This window comes from Mitsuaria sp. BK041, from assembly GCF_014193085.1.
Taxonomy (GTDB): Bacteria; Pseudomonadota; Gammaproteobacteria; order Burkholderiales; family Burkholderiaceae_C; genus Roseateles.
Map to the genome: position 1 here is coordinate 2,845,910 of NZ_JACHYT010000001.1, position 21,163 is coordinate 2,867,072.

Consider the following 21,163-nt stretch of genomic DNA (forward strand, 5'->3'; position numbering starts at 1 on the left):
TACTTCCGCGCATGTCCACGCCGCCGACCTTCAAGTTCCCCGTTCCGCCTCCCGATCTGGTGATCACCGACGAGGAGCGCGCCGCGCTCTACTTCATCCCGCAATCGCCGGGCGGCATGCCGGTCAGCGAGGAGATGCAGCAGCGGCTGCAGGACAAGGGCCTGGCCACGCCGATCCGCGAGGACGGCCGGCGCTGGCTGACGGAACTCGGCGACCGCGCGCGACTGGGCAAGATCTGACCCCGTGCCGGTGGACGCCGGCAGGCCCGGTGCCCGCGCAGGCGCCTGGCGGCTCAGCGCCGGTCGTACTGGGTCTTGCCGAACAGCACCTCGCGGGCCTTGTCGTCGACCAACGGCCGGCGCTTCTCGGCCAGCACCTCGACGGCGCGCATCACCGCCGGGCGGGCCGCGATCTCGTCGAACCAGCCCTTGAGATGCGGGAAGTCGGCCATCTCCACGCCCTGGTTCTTCGCGCCCCGCAGCCACGGGAAGATCGCCATGTCGGCGATGCCGTAGGCGGGGCCGGCGATGTAGCGGCTGCGCGCCAGGCGGCGGTCGATGACGCCGTACAGCCGCTTGGCCTCGTTGGTGTAGCGGTCGATGGCGTACTCGATCTTCTCGGGCGCGTACATCCGGAAGTGATGGGTCTGGCCCAGCATCGGCCCGACACCGCCCATCTGGAACATCAGCCACTGCAGCGCCTCGTAGCGTCCGCGGGTGTCGGGCGGCAGGAACTGCCCGGTCTTGCCGGCCAGGTACAGCAGGATCGCGCCGGACTCGAACAGCGACATCGGCTGGCCGTCCGGCCCGTCGGGATCGACGATCGCGGGGATCTTGTTGTTGGGGCTGATGGCCAGGAAGCTCGCGTCGAACTGCTCGCCCGCGCCGATGTCCACGGGAATCACCCGGTAAGGCAGCCGGCATTCCTCCAGCATGATGTGGACCTTGTGGCCATTGGGCGTGGGCCATGAATACACTTCGATCATCACGCGTTCTCCCTAGGGGCGCGGGGCCCCGGTCGCCGACACCTCAATGCACGGACACCAGGCCGCTCGCGCATCGTCCCGCCTCATGGTAATCAAACAAATCAAACAGTGGTTGACCGCCCGCGCCAACTCGGCCCGGTGGCGCCCCTTGAGCGAATGGGCCGCTGAACGCGGCGGCCAGTTGCGTCACGCCCGCGACGGCCGCGGCTTCGTGATCGACCTGCCGCGCACCCTGCCCGGCCTGACCCGCATCGAATGGGGGCCCTCGCAACGCAGCTACATCGAGGGCTTCGAGCTGCGCATGAGATGCGAGCTCAAGGTCAATCCCGACATGCAGATGATGCTCATCGAGCGCAAGCTGATGGAGCGCCTGGAGAGCAGCGTCTTCGAGGCCTACACCGACACGCTGCGCACCCGCGTGGACACCGACACGCCGGAGGAGATGCGCTGGCTGGTGATGTTCCCGAAGCAGTCGCAGATCGAGTCCAAGCTCGTGCGGCAACGCTTCGGCGCGGTCGGCATCAATCGCGAGCTGATCATGGCCTGGCTCGACAAGGACCTGTCCGAGCGCCTGGCCCAGGCGACGCAGGACGTGCTCATCGAGGGCCGGCCCTTCGTGCTGCTGAGCCTGCGCGGCAACGTCTATCTGCGCACCGCGATGCCCGAGCCGGCACTGGCCGAGGTCGAGGCCCTGACCCGCGTGCTGGACGCCGCGGCGGGCAGCGCGCTGGCGGTGCACCAGCGCATCGGGGATGGCGGTCCCTGGCCGACGACCACCTCGGTGGCCTGGCACAGCCGGCCGTCCGAAGGCGACTACGGCGCGCCGGTCTGAGCCGCCCTCGCGGCCTGGCCGACGACGGCGGCGCATGCCCCACGGCGGCCCGCGCCGCGCACTTCAGGCGAAGAGATCCGCCGCGCCGGCCACCGCCTCGGTGCAATCGATCAGCCGGCCCTGGCCCGTGATGAAGGCGCAGCGCACCGGCTCGCCGGGCTGCAGCGCCATCACCGCCTCGCGATAGCGCCACAGCTGCTGCAGATAGTCCGGGTTGCGCTGCGGCACCGGATTCAGCTTGTAGTCGAGCACCCACCAGGTCCGCGCGCCCGCGGCGTCCTGCCGGCAGACGAGCCGGTCCAGGCGCATGTCGTGCCCGTTCCAGCTCAGCGGCACCTCGTTGCCGTGCCATACCAGCGCGTCGGCATCGAAGAAGGCGGCGCAGTCGGCGCTGCCCAGGATCGCCTTCACGCTGCGCTGCAAGCGCTCGTCGCGACGCGCGTCGAGCCCGTACATCTGGGCCGCCGCCGCCATCAGGCGCTCGAGCGTGTGATCGCGCCCTCGCGGGCCGCTGTGCCACTCCAGCACGCGGTGCAGCGCCTCGCCGAGCGCGGCGCTTTCGTCGACCTCGTCCGGGCTCTGGCCGACCTCGGCGCCCACCCCATCGACCGCCTCGGCGGGCAGCGGCGCGACGCGCGGCAGCACCTTCAAGCGGGCCACGGCGGCAACGCCATCGGCATGCGAGGCGACAGCGGCACGAGCGGCACGAGCGGCATCCTCAGCGTTGGCGGCATCGACATCCACACTCGCGTCGAGCTCCGGCACCGCCAGCGGCGCCGCGTGCGGCTGCACCCGCGCCCACCAACTCGCCGATGCGCTCTGGCGCTTGGCCGGCGTGCGGCTCAGCAGCAGCCGATGACGCGCCCGGGTCATGGCGACATAGAGCGCGTTCAGCTCCTCGCGCTGGCGCTGCTCCTTTTCGTCGTCGAGCAGCGCCTGCAGCGACGGCGGCGGTTTCGCCTCCGAGACGATGAAGGCCACAGTTCGCGGCACCGGCTCCTGCACCGGCCATGAGATCGCCAGCGCCATGCTTTCGGCGCGCGCCGGCCCGGCTTCCGCGTCCATCAGGACCACGACCTTGGCCTCCAGGCCCTTGGCGCCATGCACCGTCAGCAGCTGCACCGCGTCGGGCTCGGCGGGCGCGGCCAGCTTCAGCGCGCGGCTCTTCAGCGCGCGCACGAAGCCGTACAAGCCGGCGTAGCGCCCGCCGTCGAGCTCCAGCGCCAGCGCCAGCAGCGCCTCGACCGCATGCAGCCGCGCACGGCGCTCGCTGGCCGGCACGGCGGCGGCCAGGCGAGCCATCAGGTCGCCCTCGTCGACGATCGCATCCAGCAGGTCGTGCGGGCTGCGCAGCGCGGCTACCGACGCCCAGCGCGACAGCAGGCCCTGCGCGCGTCGCAGCGCCTCGCTCAGCGACGCCGGCTCGGCCTGCAGCAGGACCTCCCACCAGGAGCGCGTGACCGGCCACGTCGAGCTGACTGCGGATTCGTCACTGTCCGCCGAGCCGTTCGGCGGCGCGTCGTCAGCCAGAGGCGCTTCATCGACCGCGGGCGTCGACCGGCGCGCTTGCGGCGGCTCCTGGCCGAGCCAATGCGCGGAGCGCGACGCGGCCGCGAGCCACAGCAGGTCGGCCTCGGTGGCGCCGAACAAGGGGCTGCGCAGCGCATGCGCCAGCGACAGCTGATGCCCGCTGGACGCCAGCGCATCCAGCAGCGCGAGCAGGTCCCGCACATCCGGCGCGTCGAGCAGCGCCATGTCCTCCGGCGCCGCATGCGCGATGCCCAGGCCCTTGAGCACCTGCGCCAGCACCCGCAGCCCTTCGCGCTTGCGCGCCAGCACGAACACGTCGCCCGGCTGCACCTGGCCGTCCCTCAGCAACGCCGCGATGCAGGCGGCGATGCGCTGGGCCTCCGCTTCACGGCGATGCAGTTCCGGCTCGCGCCGCGGCTCGGTCAGGCTCGGGCGCCAGGTGTCCGCGTCGCGCGTGGCCGCCGCGGATTCCGCGTCGTCCGCCTCGTCGCCCGCGATGAAGTGGACGCCATCCAGCGGATCGCCGCCGCCCGCCTCGGTGGTGTGGGCCCGGAAGCCGGTGTACTGCTGCGCCAGGCTGGCCTGCTCGAACACCGCGTTCACCGCCGCCAGCACCGGCGCCGAGTTGCGCCGCGTGTGATCGCAGGCCAGCAGCACGCCGTCCAGGCCTTCGCGCACGAAGTCCCGCGCCGCGGCGAAGACGCGCGGTTCGGCGCGTCGGAAGCGGTAGATGCTCTGCTTGGGATCGCCCACGATGAACACCGAGGGCGGCCGTTGCCCGCTGGCGCCGCCCCCGGCGCCGACATAACCCGACAGCCACGCGTACAGCGCGTGCCACTGCAGCGGGCTGGTGTCCTGGAATTCGTCGATCAGCAGGTGTCGCACCTGGCTGTCCAGCCGCTCCTGCACCCAACCCGACAGCTCGGCGTCGCCAAGCAGCGCCAGCGCACCGCGCTCGAGGTCGTTCATGTCGACGAGGCCGCGCTCCCGCTTCAGGCGCTCGAAGGCCTCCAGCAGCGTCAGCGCGAGCCCGCACATCTGCTGGTGCCAGGCGCGCGCGTCGGCCTGGTCCAGCGCCAGCTGCAGCCGGGCGAGCCGGTCGCCCAGCTCGAGCAGCAGCGGCGAATCGCCCAGCGCCTTCACCAGCGTGCCCTTCTGCGTGAACAGCTCGGCGCGCACGGCGGCGAGCGCGCGGGCTTCAGCCTGCGGCTCGTCCCGGGGCGCCGACAGCGCCGCCTCCAGCGCCAGCGCCGCGGCCTTCTGCGTCTTGTTCCGCCCTTGCCCCAGCTCGGCGGCGAGCGCCTGCAGCTCGCCGCGCATCGCGGTGAAGGCGTCGATCGGCTCGCCGAACGCGGCCAGTTCGGGCACCACCTCGGCTGCCGTGGGCACGCTGTCCATCAGTCGTCCGTGCGCCTGCGCCAGGCGCAGCTCGACGCGCTTGTCGAAGGCCGCCATCAGCCAGTCCTGCAGCTTGTTGCGGCCGTGGACCAGGCAGAGCTCGCGATAGACCGCCAGCAGCGATTCGTCCGCCAGCACGGCCGCGTGGAAGCGCTGCCACAGCTCGGGCATCAGGTCGGTCTCGTCCTCCAGCAGTTGCAGCTCCGGCGACAGCCCCTGCGCGCGCAGCAGCTCCAGCGGCGCGGCGCGCAGCAGCTGGGAGAACCAGGCGTGGAAGGTGCGGATCTCCACCGGCCGCGCTTCCTGCAGCAGGCGCTGCTGCAGCGTCGCCAGCCGCGGAGCGAGCGCCTCGGCCTGGGCCTGCGGCAGGCCGCGCTGGCGCAGCGCGAGCACGCGGCCCGCGTCGTCGCAATGGGCGAATTCATGCAGCCACTCGTTCAGGCGGGCGCGCATCTCGCCGGCCGCCTTGCGGGTGAAGGTGATCGCGACGATGTCCTGCGGCCGGGCGCCGTCCAGCAGCGCGCGCAGGATGCGCGACACCAGCATCCAGGTCTTGCCCGCACCGGCACAGGCCTCGACGACGACGCTGCGTGCCGGATCGCAGGCCAGCGCGTAGAAGCGCTCGCGCGCGACCGGCGCGCCATCGAGGGTGTAGGCGGCCGCGGTGCCGGCGAAGGCGCCGGTCGCGATGTCGGTCGTCATGTCCGTCGAGCCGGTCACGGCGCGGCTCCTTCCCAATCGTCGCGACGGCACAGGCCGCGCATCTCGCAGTAGGCGCAGGCGACGCCCTCGCCCAGCGCGGGCAGCGGATCGCCCGCGTGGATGGCCATCAGGTCGCCGCGCAGGCCGTCCAGCATGACGGCGGCGGTGGTGGCGACGTCCTCGTGCTCGATCGGGGTGATGCCCTTTGAATCGTCCAGGGCCAGGTATTGCGCGCGGAGCGGTGCGTTGGAGCCCGAATGCCCCATCAATACGGCATAAACGGCGAGCTGCGTATCCTCGAGCGGATTCGCGACCTTGTCCTTGAGGCCCTTGACGCTGCCGGTCTTGTAGTCGACGAGCAACTGCCCCTCGGGCGACTCGTCCACCCGGTCGATGCGGCCCAGCAGCGCCAGGTCCTCCAGCGCCGGCTCGATCCCGGCCCACGGACGCACGCGGCGATCGACCTCGCCGCGCTCGAAGCGCTGTCCCTCGGACTCCCGCTCGGCCAGCCAGTCCAGGTAGGCCGGCAGGAAGCGCGCGAAGCTCGCCGAATACGGCAGGAACTCCGCCGGCGCCAGCCCCAGCTCGCGCATCTGGTCCTGCGCCGCGCGCTGCAGCCGCGCGGCGTCGTCGAGCGCCGGGTCGAGTCCCTCCACCCGCTCGGTGTGGAACTGGTGCAGCACCGCATGCAGCCAGGTGCCGTAGTCGCGCTTGTCGGCCTGGACCTCGAGCTCGTTGGCCTCGCGCAGCCCCAGCAGCACGCGGGCGAAGAACTGGTACGGGCACTGGCGCAGCGCCTCCACCGCGCTGGCGCTCAGCGCCGCGGGCAGCCGCCCGCCGGCGCGCGCCGCGGCGCGGTCCGCCGGCGCGGCCTGCACGGCCACCTCGATGCGAGGATCGCGCCACGCCGGCAAGCTCGCTCCCACCGCCCGCAGCGCCAGTTCGAGCCGCTCCAGCAGCGGACTGGCCGCCAGCGGCTCGCTGCCCAGGTGACCGCGGCGCAGCAGCGTCACCGCCGGCGCCCGCAGCAGCTGCGCGAACTGCCAGGCGAGCGCCTGGCGCTTGTCCTCGGCCGTCGGCAGGCCCAGCTGGCGCGCCAGCCCGTCGCCGATCAAGGCCGGCCCGGGCGGCACCGGCCCGAGCGTCGCGGCGTCCGCGCCGGGCAGCACGATGGCGCCGAACGGGCGCAGCATCGTCCGCGCGAGCGGCGTGATCATGACCTGCAGACCGCCCTCCAGCGGCGGCTTGTACTCGCCCGCCTCGAGCGTCTGCGACACCCAGTCGACGAACTCCGCCGCGCTCAGCTGCGCCTCGCGCAGCACCGCTTCGTGCCCGGATCCCGGCCAGGGCGTCTTGCTCAGCCAGAGCGCATCCAGCACCTGCGGCCCGCCGGCCGGCTGGCGCTTGAGCTGCTCGTCGGCGCCGAGCTGCTGCAGCGTCTGCGTCAGCGCGGCGATCCATTGCTCGAGCGCCTGCGCGCCGCGCAGCTGCAGCGGCGCCAGCGCCTCGCGCGCGGCCGTCCACAGGCGCGCGCTGCCGGCGGGCAGGCGTTCGGCGCGCACCGCCTGCGGCGAGGACCAGCCACGCTTGCGGCAGTGGCCCTCCAGCGCGCTCAGCGACGCGCTGCCGCCGTGTTCCCGCAGCGACGCGGCCAGCGGCGTCTTCAGCCAGGCCAGCCACTCGTCGACCGTCGCCTCGCGCCGCGCCGCGCGCAGCAGCGCCATCAGCTGCGCGGCCGGCGCGGTGGTGGCGAGCGTCCAGCCGGTCTCGTCCTTGATGCCCAGGCCCTGCCGCTCCAGCAGCGCGCGCACCCGGCGCAGCAGCACCCGGTCCTGCGCGATCAGCGCGACCGGCGCGCGCCCGGCCTGCAGGTGGTCCAGCACCGAAGCGGCGCTGCACTGCGCGAGGTCCTCGAAGTCCTCGCAGACCGCCTGTTCCAGCCGCCCGACCGGCGCGCCGCCGTCGAAGGCCGTGTCCAGCGGCAGGTCGGCGTTCAGGCGCAGGCAGGGGATGCCGGCCGCCTCGGCGCTGGCCAGCAGCGCCTCGGCCAGCGCGTCGGGCCCGCCGCATTGCAGGTGGAGCCAGGCGCTGGGGCGCAGGTGGAAGAGCGCATCGGTCGCCGGCGCGCGGCCGTCGGCGGCCGCCCATTCGAGCGCGACCGCCAGCAGCGCGCGCTCCAGGTGACCGACGCCGCCCTGCTGCGCCAGCGCGAGCCGGCCGTCGTCCCAGAACGCCGCGCGCCGCGCCGGATCCCGCAGCGTCGCCTCGCGTGCCAGCGCATGCGCGGACTCGACCAGCCGCAGCACCGCCGCGTCGTGGGCCCGCGGGTCCTGCTCGCGCAGCGCCTCGGCCCAGCTCTGGCTTCGCAGCAGCGCGCGCGCGGCCAGGGCGTCGATGGCGGCGTCGCCGGTGATCTGGCGGGCCTGCGGGAGCGGGCTCGGGCCCAGCGCCGAAGCCAGGCTGCGGGTCGTCTCGATGCGCGGCTGCCAGCGCGAGAGCTTCATCCAGGCCAGCCGCGCGGGCTGCAGGTGCTGCGCGAAGGGCAGCAGCAGCACCGCGTCGCGGGCCGCCAGGCCGTTGGCCTCCAGCCACTGCGCCGCGCGGCGCGCGACGCCGTCCCAGATCGCGGCACTGGTGTGGGCAGGCAGCAACGGGAAGTCGACGGTCGCCGTCGCCCGCAAGTGCGACGGCGGCAGGTCCGGGGCGGACGTCGTCCGGAGCATCGACGATGGCGACGAAGGCTGCTGGGGCGGCGGAGGCGACTGGGGCGTCAAGGCGGTGGCGGGCTCTGGCGAATGAGGGACGGCGGTGGGGGTGGCGGAATTCCGCGAATCGCGACGATAGCGAAATCCTCGGCCCCCGCGCCTTGAGATCCGCCCTGCGCACCGTCATGTGGCTGGAGCGCCTACTCGGGCCGAGGTTTCCGGGCTTGTGTGAGAATCGTCGCTCGCCCTGCAACCCTGGGGCACCCGAGGCGGCACATATTGTCGCCCGGCCGGCCGCCCATCCCGAGGCATCCGCCCGACAGGGACATCACGCAAGGACCATCTCCATGAGCAGCGAACAGATCAAACACATCTCCGACGCCTCGTTCGACAGCGACGTCATCCAGTCCGACAAGCCCGTGCTGGTGGACTACTGGGCCGAGTGGTGCGGCCCCTGCAAGATGATCGCCCCCATCCTGGACGAAGTGGCCAAGGACTACGGCGACCGGCTGCAGATCGCCAAGCTCAACGTCGACGACAACCGCGAGGTGCCCGCCAAGTTCGGCATCCGCGGCATCCCGACGCTGATGCTGTTCAAGGGCGGCCAACTCGCCGCCACCAAGGTCGGCGCCCTGTCCAAGGCCCAGTTGACGTCGTTCCTGGACGCCCACCTATAATCATCCGATCCGCCGGGGCCCATGCGGCTCCGGTGGACAACTTGCCAACACGCCCTCCCGGGCAGCGCGGCGTCCTCGGACGCCGTCGACGTTCCGGGTGAGCGCGTGGACTCGGCGCCCAAGTCTCCACGCATCCTCTCCGTCCGCAGCAACGCGGCAGCGCGTCCCTTGGGCTCGCCGTTGTTTGTGTCCCTGGCCTTGGCAGGCCCTGGACGACAGACCGGGTCAACCCCCCCATGCATCTTTCTGAACTGAAGGCGCTTCACGTCTCCGCCCTGATCAAGATGGGCGAAGAGCTGGAGATCGACAACGTCGCTCGCATGCGCAAGCAGGAGCTGATGTTCGCGATCATGAAAAAGCGCGCCAAGGCCGGCGAACAGGTCTTCGGCGACGGCGTGCTGGAAGTGCTGCCGGACGGCTTCGGCTTCCTGCGCTCGCCCGAGACCAGCTACATGGCGTCCACCGACGACATCTACCTGTCGCCGAGTCAGATCCGCCGCTTCAACCTGCACACCGGCGACATGATCGAAGGCGAGGTTCGAGTCCCCAAGGACGGCGAGCGCTACTTCGCGCTGGTGAAGGTGGACCGCGTCAACGGCCTGACGCCGGAGGAGTCCAAGCACAAGATCATGTTCGAGAACTTGACGCCGCTCTTCCCGAAGGAGCAGTTCAAGCTCGAGCGCGACATCCGCGGCGAGGACAACATCACCAGCCGCATCATCGATCTGATCGCCCCGCTCGGTAAGGGCCAGCGCGCGCTGCTCGTCGCGCCACCCAAGTCGGGCAAGACGATGATGATGCAGCACCTGGCGCACTCGATCGCGGCCAACTATCCCGACGCCCACCTGATGGTGCTGCTGGTGGACGAGCGCCCCGAGGAAGTGACCGAGATGCAGCGCACCGTGCGCGGCGAGGTCATCAGCTCCACCTTCGACGAACCGGCCGCCCGCCACGTGCAGGTCGCCGAGATGGTCATCGAGCGCGCCAAGCGCCTGGTCGAGCTGAGAAAGGACGTGATCATCCTGCTGGACTCGATCACCCGACTGGCCCGCGCCTACAACAACGTGCTGCCCAGCTCCGGCAAGGTGCTGACCGGCGGCGTGGACGCCAACGCGCTGCAGCGCCCCAAGCGCTTCTTCGGCGCGGCGCGCAACATCGAGGAAGGCGGCTCGCTGACCATCATCGGCACCGCGCTGGTGGACACCGGCTCCAAGATGGACGAGGTGATCTACGAAGAGTTCAAGGGCACCGGCAACTGCGAGATCCACCTGGATCGCCGCATGGCCGAGAAGCGGGTCTACCCGTCGATCCTGCTGAACAAGTCGGGCACGCGCCGCGAGGAACTGCTGCTCAAGCCCGAGATCCTCCAGAAGGCCTGGATCCTGCGCAAGCTGCTCTACCCGATGGACGAGATCGAGGCGATGGAGTTCATCCTCGACAAGATGAAGTCCTCGAAGAACAACCACGACTTCTTCGACATGATGCGCAGAGGCGGCTGATACCGCCCCTGGCAAAGGACTTCTCGGAAGCCGCCCTCTGGGCGGCTTCCTTCATTTCAGCTATACTCCGCGTTTTTCCGCTGTCGACAAGTGCACTGCAAGGGGCGGTGTGGCTGGCGGCACTGCAGCGAGGTAAGCGAGATGGCCAAAGAAGGCATTCACCCCAACTACCGTGACGTGGTCTTCGTGGACCAGTCCAACGGCGCCCAGTTCATCATCCGCTCGACGGTGGTGACCAAGGAATCGATCAAGCTGGACGACGGCCGCGAACTGCCGCTGGTCAAGCTGGAAACCTCCAGCGAATCGCACCCGTTCTACACCGGCACGCAGAAGAGCGTCGACAGCCTGGGTGGCCGCGTCGAGAAGTTCCGCAACAAGTTTGCGAACCTGCGCAAGAAGGCCTGAGCGCCCTCCCCGACCGGATGCTCATCCGGTCCCCGCGAAGAAGGCAGCCACACCGGCTGCCTTTTTTCATGGCGCCGCGCGGCGTCACGCCTTCCGGCCCGCCGGCGCCGCGTCGCTCCAGCACGGGACAGCGCGTCGCGGCCCTCGAGCCCTTTACCGTGCGCTGTCAGCAGAGTCGTCCCGAGGGCACCGAAGCTGCGGCATGATGCGCACCGGCATTCACAACGACAACGAGACAGACGCGCATGAATCTGCCCACCCCGGCCGTCGTGGCCGAGCGCAGCACGCACCCGATCCCTCGCTGGGCCCTGCTGCTGCTGTGCGCGGCCTACGTGCTGCCCGGCCTGTTCGGCCGTGACCCGTGGCGCAACGCCGATCTCACCGCCTACGGCTTCATCGCCAGCATCGCGCAGGGCCACGCGCCGTGGCTGCAGCCGGCGATCGCCGGCCTGCCTGCGGATGGCGGCCTGCTGCCCTACTGGGTCGGCGCGCTGGGCATCAAGCTGCTGCCCTTCCTGGAACCCTCGGTGGCGGCACGCATCCCCTTCGGTCTGATGCTGGCGGCGGTGCTGGCGCTGGCCTGGTACAGCTGCCTGCACCTGGCCCGCACCGAGGCCGCCCAGCCGGTCGCCTTCGCCTTCGGCGGCGAGGCCCATGCGGTTGACTACGCCCGCGCCATGGCCGACGGCTGCCTGCTGGCGCTGATCGCCAGCGTCGGCCTGCTGCGCCTGGGCCACGAGATCACGCCCGAGATCCTCCAGCTGCTGGGCATCACCCTCTTCGTCTACAGCCTCGCGGCGCTCCCCTTCCGCAGATGGAAGGCGCGCGCCGCGATGTTCACCGCGCTGCCGGTGCTCGCGACCAGCGGCGCGCCGGCCGTCGCGCTGGCGCTGTCCATCGGCGCGCTGTGGCTGTGTTACCGCTCGACCTACGAGGACGCCCGCAAGTTCCTGCCGTGGATCCTCGGCGCGATGGCGTTGGCGGCGCTCGTGGCCTGGCCGATGCATGGCTGGGCCTGGCGCGTCAAGGCCAGCGAACGCAGCGTGCTGGACTGGCTGCGCCTGCTGGGCTGGTTCTGCTGGCCGGCCTGGCCCCTGGCGGCCTGGTCGCTGTGGCGCTGGCGCTCGCACCTGATGCGGCGCCACCTGTCCGTGCCGCTGTTGGCCTCGCTGGTACCGCTGCTGACCAGCCTGCTGATGGGCGCCGACGACCGCGCCATGCTGCTCGCGCTGCCGCCGCTGGCGGTGCTGGCGAGCTTCGCGCTGCCGACCTTCCAGCGCAGCGCGAGCGCGCTGCTCGACTGGTTCTCGGTGTTCTTCTTCACCGCCGGCGCGATCTTCCTGTGGCTGTACTACACCGCGCTGCAGGTTGGCTGGCCGGCCAAGTTCCTGGCCAACGTCCGCAAGCTGGCCCAGGGCTATGAGCCGGAATTCAGCCTGCTCACCTTCGTGCTGGCCCTGCTGGGCACCCTGGCCTGGTTGTGGCTGGTGCGCTGGCGCACCGCCCGCCACCGCCACGCGATCTGGAAGAGCCTGGCGCTGCCGGCCGGCGGCGTGGCGCTGGCCTGGTTGCTGGCGATGACCCTGGGCCTGCATCCGCTGAACTACGCGCGCAGCAACAAGCCGCTGGTCGACCGCATCGCGGCGCACGTGCCGAGAGATGTCGACTGCATCGCCGCGCCGAGCCTGCCGACGCATGCGCTGGCCGCGCTGGAGTTCCAGGGCCACTGGCGCGTCGATGCCACCCAGAACCTGGCCGCCACCGCCTGCTCGATCGCGATCTCGGTGCAGGCCGAAGGCACGCCGACGCCGCCGAGCGGCTGGAAGGTCCTGGGCGTCGTCCGCCGCCCGACGGACCGCTTCGCCACCTACCTGGTCATGCAGAAGGACCGCTGAGCCTTCCCGACGCCGCCGCGCCTCAGAGCCCTTCGCCGCCCGCCAGCGCCGCCGGGGCGGCCTCATCCCCCATCGCCGGCGAATCCGCCAACCGGACGCGCGTGGCCGGGAACTTGAGCCGGAAGCTGGAGCCCTTGCCCGGCTCGCTGTCGATGCGCAGTTCCCCGCCATGGCGCTGGACCACGTGCTTGACGATGGACAGTCCCAGCCCGGTGCCGCCGGTATCGCGCGAGCGGCTGCCGTCGACGCGATAGAAGCGCTCCGTGAGCCGCGGCAGGTGCTCGCGCGCGATGCCGGGACCGTTGTCGATCACCGAGATCTCGCCGCCATGGTCCTGCGTCCAGCGCCATTGCAGCTCGATGCGCCCGCCTTCCGGCGTGTAGCGCACCGCGTTGCTGACCAGGTTGGCGATCGCGCTGAGGATTTCGGTCTCGACGCCCGCCAGCTCGACGCCAGTCTGGCGCTCGCAGACCAGTTCATGCCGCCCGCTGGACAGCGCCTGCGCGTCGGCGCCGACGCGCGCCAGCAGCGGATCCAGCGCGATCCAGTGATCGGCGGCCGGCCGCGGACTGCCCTCGAGTTGCGCCAGCGTCAGCAGGTCACCGACCAGGGTCTGCATCCGCGTCGTCTGCTGCTGCATCAGGTGCAGCACGCGCTTGCGCTCGGCTTCGGTCAACTGCAGGCTGGCCATGGTCTCGATGAAGCCGGCCAGCACCGTCAGCGGCGTGCGGATCTCATGCGACACGTTGGCCACGAAATCACGCCGCATCGCCTCGTTGCGCTCGCGGTCCGTCACATCCAGCGACAGCACCAGCTTGCGCGACTCCCCGCCGACGCCGTAATCGCGCACCAGCACCTGCAGCGTGGATTTCGCGCGGGTGTTGGTCAGCGTCAGCGGCTGCTGGAAGTTGCCGTTCTGCAGGTAGGACACGAAGGCCGGATACCGGACCAGGTTGGTGATCCGCTGCAGCTTGTCGCGTTGCGGGTCCAGCGAGAAATGGTCGCCGGCGACGACGTTGCACCATTGGATGTGGTCCTGGCCGTCGAGCAGGATCACGCCATTGGGGGAAGCCTCGATCGCCAGCAGGAACTGCTCGAGCTGCTGGCGCTCGCGGTCGTAGCGGCGCTCCCTGTCGCGCAGGCCGCGTTCGACGCGGTAGGCCATCTCGCCCCACAGGCCGCCAAGCCGGGGCGCGTCGTCGTTCTGGTCGCCGCGCAGCCAGGTCACCAGCCGATGCGCCCGCGCCGCGTCCCAGACGGCCATCAGGATGACGGCCGCCGCCGCGGCCAGCGCCGCCGCCAGCTGCGGCATCCGCATCCATTCCCCCAACCAGTAGCCCAATCCCCCCGCTACGCCGGTGCCCAGCACCAGCATCAGCACCCGCGACAACATCCATGCCATGGACGCGTCCTCAGGCCGACAGGGCGCTGCTCTGCTGGGTCAGTCGGTAGCCGGCGCCGCGCACCGTTTCGATCATGCGGGCGCAGCTGACCTTCTCCAGCGCCTCGCGCAGGCGCTTGACGTGGACGTCGACGGTGCGTTCCTCGATGAACACGTGGTCGCCCCAGACGCGGTCCAGCAACTGCGAGCGGCTATGCACGCGCTCCGGGTGCGTCATGAAGAAGTGCAGCAGGCGGAACTCGGTCGGGCCGAGCTTGACCTCCACGCCCTCGCGGCTGACGCGGCGCGTGCCCGGGTCCAGCACCAGGCCGCCGACCTCGACCGCGGTGTCCAGTGCCTCGGGCGCCTTGCGGCGCAGCACCGCGCGGATGCGGGCCAGCAGCTCGTTGGTGGAGAACGGCTTGGTCAGGTAGTCGTCGGCACCGGCATCCAGGCCGGAGACCTTGTCGACCTCCTCCGCGCGCGCCGTCAGCAGGATGATGGGCAGCTCGCGGGTGCGGGTCGCGCCACGCCATTGGCGCGCCAGCGCCAGGCCGGTCTGGCCCGGCAGCATCCAGTCGAGCACGACCAGATCCGGCAGCACGCGGTCCACTTCCAATTGCGCCTGCTCGGCATTGCCGGCCAGCGTGACCTCATAACCGGCGTGGCGCAGGTTGATGGAGATCAGTTCAGCGATGGCGGATTCGTCCTCGACGACCAGGATGCGACTCATGCGGGGTAACTCCTCTTATTCGGTCCCGCCGGTCCTGGCACCCCGATCGGGGCCGGGCCGCACGGGAGGATCGCGATCGGTGCTCAGCGCACCATGTGCTCGACGGCGTCGGGCGTGTTGTGGCGGACGTCGGTGCCCTTGACCACGTAGATGATGACCTCGGCCAGGTTCTTGGCATGGTCGCCCACGCGCTCGATCGCCTTGGCCACGAAGACCAGGTCGATCGACGACGAGATGGTGCGCGGGTCTTCCATCATGTAGGTGATGAGCTTGCGCATCAGGCCGTCGAACTCCTTGTCGATCTGGTCGTCGGCCTTGAGCACCTCCAGCGCGCGGTCCACGTCCAGCCGCGCGAACGCGTCCAGCGCCTTGCGCAGCTGCGCGGTGGCCAGTTCGGCCTCGTACGACAGGTCCGACATCGGCAGGCGCAGGCGGCTGGACACGCCAGTGTTGATCAGGCGCTGCACGGTGCGGGCGATGCGGGCGGCCTCGTCGCCGACGCGCTCGAGGTTGGCGATCGTCTTGGACACGGCGATCAGCAGGCGCAGGTCGCGCGCGGTCGGCTGGCGACGGGCGATGATCGTCGACAGGTCGCGATCGATCTCGATCTCCATCGTGTTGACGATCTCTTCCTGCTTGAGGACGTGGCTGGCGATGTCGCCGCTGAAGGTGCCCAGCGCCTCGACGGCCTGCGCGACCTGCGATTCGACCAGGCCGCCCATCTCGAGCACGCGGGTGGAGATGCCGCTGAGTTCGGCGTCGAATTGGGTGGACAGATGCTTGTCAGTCATGGTCTTCGCTCCCCTCTGATTAACCGAAACGACCCGTGATGTAGTCCTCGGTGTCCTTGCGCTTGGGCTTCATGAAGAGCTCCGCGGTCGGTCCGAATTCGATCAGGTCGCCCAGGTACATGTAGGCGGTGTAGTCCGAGCAGCGGGCGGCCTGCTGCATGTTGTGGGTCACGATCGCGACGGTGTAGTCGTGCTTGAGCTCGTGGATCAGCTCCTCGATCTTGCCGGTCGAGATCGGGTCCAGCGCCGAGCAGGGCTCGTCCAGCAGCAGCACTTCCGGCTTGATGGCGATGCCGCGCGCGATGCACAGGCGCTGCTGCTGGCCGCCCGACAGGCCCGAGCCGCTCTGGTTCAGCTTGTCCTTGACCTCGTTCCACAGCGCGGCCTTCTTCAGCGCCCATTCGACGCGCTCGTCCATCTCCACGCGCGACAGCGTCTCGAACAGGCGCACGCCGAAGGCGATGTTGTCGTAGATCGACATCGGGAACGGCGTCGGTTTCTGGAACACCATGCCGACCTTGGCGCGGATCAGCGACACGTCTTCCTTGCTGGTGAGGATGTCCTCGCCGTCCAGCAGGATCTGGCCTTCGGCGCGCTGCTCCGGATAGAGCTCGAACATCCGGTTCAGCGTGCGCAGCAGCGTGGACTTGCCGCAGCCCGACGGCCCGATGAAGGCGGTGACCTTGTTCTCGGGGATGTCCAGGTTGATGTTCTTCAGCGCGTGGAAGCTGCCGTAGTAGAAGTTCAGGTTCTTCACCGAGAGCTTCGCCTTCTCGGTCACCGGCATGTCGACTTTGACGTCCATGTTGTTTCTCGATTCGTGGGATTCGTTGATCGTGAGGCGCCGGAGCCTGCGGCTCCGGCGGCAGTCAGCCGGTCAATGCTTTTCCTTGAACAGCACGCGGGCCGCGATATTGAGCAGCAGCACGCCGATGGTGATGATGAAGACGCCGGCCCAGGCGAGCTTCTGCCAGTTCTCGTAGGGGCTCATCGCGAACTTGAAGATGGTCACCGGCAGGCTGGCCATCGGGCTGCCTAGCGAGCTGGTCCAGAACTGGTTGGACAGCGCGGTGAACAACAGCGGCGCGGTCTCGCCCGAGATGCGGGCCAGCGCCAGCAGCACGCCGGTCACGACGCCCGCGCGGGCGGCCTTGAGCGTGACGGTCAGGATGACCTTCCACTTGGGCGTGCCCAGCGCGTAGGCGGCTTCGCGCAGCGCATTGGGGATCAGGCTCAGCATGTTCTCGGTGGTGCGGATGACCACCGGGATCACGATCAGCGCCAGCGCCAGGATGCCGGCCAGCGCCGAGAACGACTTCATCCGCGTGACGACGACCGTGTAGATGAACAGGCCCACGACGATCGACGGGGCCGACAGCAGGATGTCGTTGATGAAGCGCACGCAGGCGCCGAGCCAGGTCTTCTGGCCGTACTCGGCGAGGTAGACGCCGGCCAGCACGCCGATCGGGGTGCCGACGCAGGTGGCCAGGCCGACCATCAGCAGCGAGCCGTAGATCGCGTTGGCCAGGCCGCCCTCTTCCGCCATCGGCGGGGGCGTCATCTGGGTGAAGGTCGCGATCGTCAGGCCGCCGACGCCCTGGATCAGCGTCTCCAGCAGGATCCAGATCAGCCAGACCAGGCCGAAGCCCATCGCGGCCAGCGACAGCGTCAGCGCGATCCGGTTGACGCGCTTGCGCTTGTTGTACATCGCCAGGCGCTTGGCGTTGGTGGCGCTCATGTGCGGGCTCCCTCGTTCTTCTTGAGCTTGTTGAGCAGGACCTTGGAGAACGCCAGCACCACGAAGGTGATGAAGAACAGCACCAGGCCCAGGTAGATCAGCGAGGCCTGGTGCAGGCCGGCGCCGGCTTCGGCGAATTCGTTGGCCAGCGCCGAGGTGATGCTGTTGGCGGCCTCGAAGACCGACAGCGAGTTCAGCTGGTTCATGTTGCCGATCACGAAGGTGACCGCCATGGTCTCGCCCAGCGCGCGGCCCAGGCCCAGCATGATGCCGCCCACGACACCGGTCTTGGTGTACGGCAGCACGACCTTCCAGACCACTTCCCAGGTCGTGGAGCCCAGGCCGTAGGCCGATTCCTTGAGCATCGCGGGCGTGACCTCGAAGACGTCACGCATCACCGAGGCGATGAACGGGATGATCATGATGGCCAGGATGATGCCGGCCGAGAGGATGCCGATGCCCACCGGCGGGCCGAACACCAGCGCGCCCAGGTAGGGCACGCCGCCCAGCAGGGACTGCAGCGGCTGCTGCACGTAGGTCGCCAGGATCGGCCCGAACACCAGCAGGCCCCACATGCCATAGACGATCGACGGCACCGCGGCCAACAGCTCGATGGCGATGCCCAGCGGGCGGCGCAGCCAGCCCGGCGCGAGCTCGGTCAGGAACAGCGCGATGCCGAAGCTCACCGGCACCGCGATCAGCAGCGCGATCAGCGAGGTCATCAGCGTGCCGTAGATCATCACCAGGCCGCCGAACTTCTCCTGCACCGGATCCCAGTCCGCGGTGATCAGGAAGTTCAGGCCGAACTGCTTGATCGCGGGCGCGGCTCCGATCAGCAGCGAGCCGATGATGCCGGCCAGCAGCGCCAGCGTGAGCCAGGCCGCGCCGTGCGTCAGCGCCGAGAACACGGTGTCGGCCCAGGGCGCGACGCGTCGGCGCTGCGGCGGACGACCGTCGGGCTGGGCGCGCTCCTGGCCGCGATCTCGGTCGATGGAATTGGCTGGAAGTATTGCGGCCACGGGGCCTCCGCTGGGAGTGTCTGGAATTCTTGTGCGAAAGCCCGGTGGCCGCGACGCGGGTCACCGGGCTGTGTCGTCAGGCGAGGATCACTTGAAGCTGACGGCCTTGCCCGAACCGTCCTTCACGTGATCGGCCCACTGCTTGCGGACCAGGTCCTTGACGGCGGCCGGCAGCGGCACGTAGTCCAGCTCGTCGGCGGTCTTGTCGCCCTGGGTGTAGGCCCAGTCGAAGAACTTCAGCGCGGCGGCGGCCTGGGCCGGCTTGTCCTGGGCGGCGTGCATCAGGATGAAGGTCGCGCCGGTGATGGGCCAGCTGTCCTTGCCGGCCTGCTCGGTCAGCACCTGGTAGAACGATTCGTTCCACTTGGCACCGGCGGCAGCGGCCTTGAAGGCGTCGTCGCTGGGGCTGACGAAGTTGCCGGCGGCGTTCTTCATCAGCACGTAGGTCATCTTGTTCTGCTTGGCGTAGGCGTACTCGACGTAACCGATCGAGTTCGGCAGGCGGGTCACGAAGGCCGACACGCCTTCGTTGCCCTTGCCGCCAGCGCCGGTGGGCCAGTTCACGGCGGTGCCTTCACCGACCTTGGACTTCCACTCGGCATTGACCTTGGACAGGTAGTTCGTGAACAGGAAGCTGGTGCCCGAGCCGTCGGCGCGGCGAACCACGGCGATGGCGGCGTCCGGCAGCGCCACGCCCGGGTTCAGGGCGGCGATGGCGGGGTCGTTCCACTTGGCAACCTTGCCCAGGTAGATGTCGCCCAGGATCTGGCCGTTGAGCTTGAGCTGACCGGGGGTGATGCCCTTGACGTTGATGACCGGCACGACGCCGCCGATCACGGTCGGGAACTGGACCAGGCCGTCCTTGGCCAGTTGCTCGTCCTTCAGGGGGGCGTCCGACGCGCCGAAGTCGACGGTCTTGGCCTGGATCTGCTTGATGCCGGCGCCAGAACCCACCGACTGATAGTTGATGCGGACGCCGGTGGCCTTGTTGTAGGCGTCAGCCCACTTGGCGTACACGGGGGCCGGGAAGGAGGCACCCGCGCCGGTCACCTCTTGAGCATGGGCCACGGAGAACATCGCGGCGCAAGCGGCGAACAGCAGGCCAGCACGCAGTTGATTCATGGTCATTCAGTCCTATCGCTTGGTTGGTTGGCGAACGGAGCGGATGCTATGACCTCAATGTGACACATCCGTGACGCTGACCCCGGGTCGGAAAAATCTCGTTACGGAGAGCGCCTCAGAGGAGAAATGGCGCTTGGGCGGCCGGGTCGCGGCCATTGTCATATTCGATTCACCCCGCTGTCATCTTCGTTCCAGGGCCCGCCAGACCGCGCAGAAAACCCTTTCGACGACGGTGTGGGCCCGTGCTGGGGCGATGAGTCGGAAAAAAGCCGCCGACGCTTTCGCGCCGGCGGCTCTCTTTTTCACGTTCCGGACTGCCCGGAGCGGCGCGTGCCGCCCAGGCTTACGAGGCTCAACTGCGGATCGCGTCGGCCAGACGTTCCGCGCAACGTTGCGCCAGCCCGGCATCGCTCGCCTCGACCATGACGCGCAGCAGCGGCTCGGTGCCGGACTTGCGGATCAGCACCCGGCCACGATCGCCCAGTTCGGCCATGACTTCGGCCTCGGTGCGGGCGAGCGCCGGGTTGCTCTTCCAGTCCTGCTGGTCGGCCTGCAGGCGCACATTGATCAAGGTCTGCGGGAACAGGGAGACGCCGTCCAGCAGGTCGACGAGGCGACGGCCGCTGCGGCAGACGGCTTCCAGCACCAGCAGGCTGCTGACGATGCCGTCACCCGTGGTGTGACGGTCCAGCGCCAGCAGGTGACCGGAGCCCTCCCCGCCGAGCTGCCAGCCGCGGGCGGCCAGCTCCTCGAGCACGTACCGGTCGCCCACCTTGGCGCGCACGAACTCGACATCCCGCTGGCGCAGCGCCAGCTCGACCGCCATGTTGGTCATCAGCGTGCCGACGGCGCCCGGGACGCGCTCTCCGCGCGCCAGGCGATCCGCCACCATCACGTACAGCAGCTCGTCGCCGTTGTAGAGACGGCCGTCGCCGTCGACCATCTGCAGGCGGTCGGCATCGCCGTCCAGCGCGATGCCGTAGTCGGCCTGATGCTCCTTGACGGCGGCGACCAGGGCCTCGGGCGCCGTGGCGCCGACCTTGTCGTTGATGTTGTAACCGTCCGGCTTGTTGCCGATGGTGATCACTTCCGCGCCCAGCTCGTGGAACACGGACGGGGCTACCTGGTAGGCGGCGCCGTGCGCGGCGTCGACCACCAGCTTCATGCCACGCAGGCTGAGGTCGCCGCTGAAGCTGGCCTTGCAGAACTCGATGTAGCGGCCCTGTGCGTCGTCCAGGCGGCGCGCCCGGCCGAGGCTGGCGGAATCCACCCAGACCGGCGGCTCGTCCAGCACGGCCTCGACGTCGAGCTCCCAGGCATCGGGCAGCTTCTCACCCTTGGAGGAAAAGAACTTGATGCCGTTGTCGGCGAAGGGATTGTGGGAGGCCGAGATGACCACGCCCAGGTGCTGCCGCAGCGCCCGGGTCAGGTAGGCGACGCCCGGGGTCGGCAAGGGACCGGTCAGGAGGACGTTGACGCCGGCGGAGGCAAAGCCCGCCTCGAGCGCCGACTCGAGCATGTAGCCGGAGATGCGGGTGTCCTTGCCGATCAGGACACTGGGCTTGGCATAGCTGCGCTTGAGCACCCGGCCCACCGCATGGCCCAGCCGCAACATGAAGTCAGGCGTGATGGGGGTACGGCCAACGGTCCCGCGGATGCCGTCGGTCCCGAAATACTTGCGGCTCATTGAAGCAACCTCCTGAGACTTCCCAATCGTGAATCCGCGGATTGTCGCCGAAGCCGTATCGGGC

The 21,163-nt window shown here is 69.7% G+C and carries 17 protein-coding genes; 6 read left to right on the forward strand and 11 right to left on the reverse strand.

The window, feature by feature from the left end; all coding sequences use genetic code 11:
• Positions 1-11 precede the first annotated feature (11 nt).
• Positions 12-239 (forward strand): hypothetical protein, encoded by a 228-nt coding sequence (locus FHT38_RS12010; protein ID WP_091733643.1) that lies wholly within the window; start codon positions 12-14, stop codon positions 237-239.
• A gap of 53 nt (positions 240-292) precedes the next feature.
• Here the strand turns inward: FHT38_RS12010 and FHT38_RS12015 are convergent, their stop codons facing one another.
• Positions 293-985, reverse strand: a complete 693-nt coding sequence (locus tag FHT38_RS12015) for a glutathione S-transferase N-terminal domain-containing protein (RefSeq protein WP_091733641.1) — start codon at positions 983-985, stop codon at positions 293-295.
• An 85-nt stretch (positions 986-1,070) separates the two neighbouring features.
• Between FHT38_RS12015 and FHT38_RS12020 the strand changes: the two genes are divergently transcribed.
• Complete coding sequence (locus FHT38_RS12020; RefSeq protein ID WP_147242151.1) at positions 1,071-1,817, forward strand: hypothetical protein; 747 nt, start codon at positions 1,071-1,073, stop codon at positions 1,815-1,817.
• A gap of 63 nt (positions 1,818-1,880) precedes the next feature.
• Here the strand turns inward: FHT38_RS12020 and FHT38_RS12025 are convergent, their stop codons facing one another.
• Together FHT38_RS12025 and FHT38_RS12030 are read right to left on the reverse strand one after the other, a co-directional pair.
• Positions 1,881-5,465, reverse strand: a complete 3,585-nt coding sequence (locus FHT38_RS12025) for a UvrD-helicase domain-containing protein (protein WP_183491904.1) — start codon at positions 5,463-5,465, stop codon at positions 1,881-1,883.
• On the reverse strand, positions 5,462-8,170 hold the full coding sequence (locus FHT38_RS12030; protein ID WP_183491905.1) for a PD-(D/E)XK nuclease family protein: 2,709 nt from the start codon (positions 8,168-8,170) through the stop codon (positions 5,462-5,464). Before FHT38_RS12030 ends, FHT38_RS12025 begins: the two co-directional genes overlap by 4 nt.
• A 329-nt stretch (positions 8,171-8,499) precedes the next feature.
• Here FHT38_RS12030 and trxA point away from each other — a divergent pair, with 329 nt between their 5' ends.
• From trxA to FHT38_RS12050, 4 genes are all read left to right on the forward strand, one after another.
• On the forward strand, positions 8,500-8,829 hold the full coding sequence (gene trxA, locus FHT38_RS12035; RefSeq protein ID WP_088383781.1) for a thioredoxin TrxA: 330 nt from the start codon (positions 8,500-8,502) through the stop codon (positions 8,827-8,829).
• A gap of 236 nt (positions 8,830-9,065) precedes the next feature.
• Positions 9,066-10,328, forward strand: a complete 1,263-nt coding sequence (gene rho, locus FHT38_RS12040; RefSeq protein WP_091733634.1) for a transcription termination factor Rho — start codon at positions 9,066-9,068, stop codon at positions 10,326-10,328.
• 141 nt (positions 10,329-10,469) lie between these two features.
• Entirely contained in the window at positions 10,470-10,733 is a 264-nt protein-coding gene (locus FHT38_RS12045; RefSeq protein ID WP_091733632.1) for a type B 50S ribosomal protein L31, read from the forward strand.
• Between the two features lie 245 nt (positions 10,734-10,978).
• Entirely contained in the window at positions 10,979-12,628 is a 1,650-nt protein-coding gene (locus tag FHT38_RS12050; RefSeq protein WP_183491906.1) for a hypothetical protein, read from the forward strand.
• Positions 12,629-12,650: 22 nt separating this feature from the next.
• Here the strand turns inward: FHT38_RS12050 and phoR are convergent, their stop codons facing one another.
• The 8 genes from phoR to glmM all read right to left on the reverse strand — a co-directional run bounded on the left by phoR (position 12,651) and on the right by glmM (position 21,099).
• On the reverse strand, positions 12,651-14,030 hold the full coding sequence (gene phoR / locus FHT38_RS12055; RefSeq protein WP_183491907.1) for a phosphate regulon sensor histidine kinase PhoR: 1,380 nt from the start codon (positions 14,028-14,030) through the stop codon (positions 12,651-12,653).
• Between the two features lie 10 nt (positions 14,031-14,040).
• On the reverse strand, positions 14,041-14,742 hold the full coding sequence (gene phoB, locus FHT38_RS12060) for a phosphate regulon transcriptional regulator PhoB (protein WP_091733626.1): 702 nt from the start codon (positions 14,740-14,742) through the stop codon (positions 14,041-14,043).
• A gap of 83 nt (positions 14,743-14,825) precedes the next feature.
• Positions 14,826-15,533 carry a phosphate signaling complex protein PhoU gene (gene phoU, locus FHT38_RS12065; RefSeq protein WP_091733624.1) on the reverse strand — a complete coding sequence of 236 codons (708 nt, stop codon included), beginning with the start codon at positions 15,531-15,533 and terminating at the stop codon, positions 14,826-14,828.
• Between the two features lie 19 nt (positions 15,534-15,552).
• A complete protein-coding gene (gene pstB, locus FHT38_RS12070; RefSeq protein WP_091733906.1) occupies positions 15,553-16,338 on the reverse strand; it encodes a phosphate ABC transporter ATP-binding protein PstB in 786 nt (261 codons plus the stop codon).
• Between the two features lie 72 nt (positions 16,339-16,410).
• Entirely contained in the window at positions 16,411-17,271 is an 861-nt protein-coding gene (pstA, locus tag FHT38_RS12075; protein ID WP_183491908.1) for a phosphate ABC transporter permease PstA, read from the reverse strand.
• The gene (gene pstC, locus FHT38_RS12080; RefSeq protein ID WP_404935706.1) at positions 17,268-18,290 is read right to left on the reverse strand and encodes a phosphate ABC transporter permease PstC; all 1,023 of its coding nucleotides are present in this window, start codon (positions 18,288-18,290) and stop codon (positions 17,268-17,270) included. The genes pstA and pstC overlap by 4 nt, the downstream gene beginning before the upstream one ends.
• Positions 18,291-18,377: 87 nt before the next feature.
• Entirely contained in the window at positions 18,378-19,412 is a 1,035-nt protein-coding gene (gene pstS, locus FHT38_RS12085; RefSeq protein ID WP_147240352.1) for a phosphate ABC transporter substrate-binding protein PstS, read from the reverse strand.
• A 352-nt stretch (positions 19,413-19,764) separates the two neighbouring features.
• Positions 19,765-21,099, reverse strand: coding sequence for a phosphoglucosamine mutase (gene glmM / locus FHT38_RS12090; RefSeq protein WP_091733620.1), 1,335 nt, complete (start codon positions 21,097-21,099; stop codon positions 19,765-19,767).
• Between the last annotated feature and the right edge of the window lie 64 nt (positions 21,100-21,163).